The organism is Klebsiella sp. D5A, assembly GCF_001620885.1.
Classification (GTDB): Bacteria; Pseudomonadota; Gammaproteobacteria; order Enterobacterales; family Enterobacteriaceae; genus Klebsiella; species Klebsiella variicola.
In genome coordinates this window covers 1-1,228 of sequence record NZ_LOAR01000041.1, presented here as the reverse complement: position 1 = coordinate 1,228, position 1,228 = coordinate 1, and the positions used below count along the sequence as shown (strand labels likewise).

Genomic DNA, 1,228 nt, shown 5'->3' with positions numbered 1-1,228 from the left:
TCAGCGGTTATAATGCCGTAACTGGCGCCGGAAAATGCGGTGGTGATATTCCGGGTCAGCGTCAGTTGCGTGTCGCTGTCCACGGATTTGATCGCATACAGGTCAGCACTACCGCTGCGGTAGACCACCAGAATCGACCCGGGCAGTATCCCCAGCGCCACCTGTGACCATTTTGTTGTCGCACCTGTCACCCGTGCCTGCGACGCTGCACCCGTGACGGTGCCGACTTCATACATCGCCATAATAAAGTTCCTCCTGGATGATTATCCCTGGAAAAAGAAAAGGCCCCTGGCGGGGCCTCTGTTAGCTAAATGAACTGCTGTCCGTTCGGAAGGCGGTTGCGGTGATGTTCTCGACTGTGCAGGTGTAATCAATCGCGGCATTTCGACCTGTAGCCTTGATAAAGAAGCCGACATTGTTGTAGTCAGCATCCAGGCGCGCGGCAAACCGCAATTCAAAGGCCGTGGTGCCAGCTGTGATATTACCGGCATCGACGAAGATACGGCGGGTTACCTCCTGCCCACCAATGTTGAACGTAATATCAGAGGTATACCCCAGGCCACTGCCCGTCCCATAGGTCTGGCACACCAGGGTGCAGGCCAGAACCACTGTCATGCTATACCCCCTGTTCTGATACGCACCGTTCCGCTGTACCGTCTGGTTGCGGCGGAAGGTCAGGCTGTCGTAACCTTTTGCCACCGCAATGTCACCGATGAACGCATCCGCCTGGACAGTGCCACGGAACACGCCGCTATTCGCTTCGACCCTGCCACGAACGATCACGTTATTGAACTGCGAAGAGCCATCCTTGGCGATACGCCAGCCTTGCGACCCGTCAACAAAGTTATTCGAGCGGATCTCGTTGCCGATCTTCGCGTTCGTGATGGAACCGTCCGCGATTTTGGTTGAGGTCAGGGAACTGTTTTTGATACGTGCCGTATCGATATACAGTTCATTGCCTTCGGCAATCATCACCGGAACTGCCGTCGCATTGTTACGGTTAAACAGCGAGAACCGGTCGGCGTAGAGGATCATGTCGCTCGTTTCACCATTGCTGCCCAGCGTAATCCCCGCGCCAACATTCTTCCCGTTAACCGTCTCAACCTTCATCGACCACAGCGAACTCACCGTACCATTCACATCCGCCACGGTTTTAGCGGTGTTTTGAACGGAAGCGCTGAGATCCCCGACACTGGATGTCAGGGTCGTCTGCTGCGTTGCCAGCGCC

The 1,228-nt window shown here is 55.6% G+C and carries 1 protein-coding gene and 1 pseudogene; both read right to left on the bottom strand.

Annotation, left to right across the window (positions count from 1 at the left end):
* Positions 1-242 (bottom strand): annotated as a pseudogene (locus tag AS136_RS25900) (tail fiber domain-containing protein); the annotation flags it as partial.
* 61 nt (positions 243-303) lie between these two features.
* On the bottom strand, positions 304-1,228 hold a 925-nt coding region (locus tag AS136_RS25895; RefSeq protein WP_148718845.1), incomplete at its 5' end, for a phage tail tip fiber protein.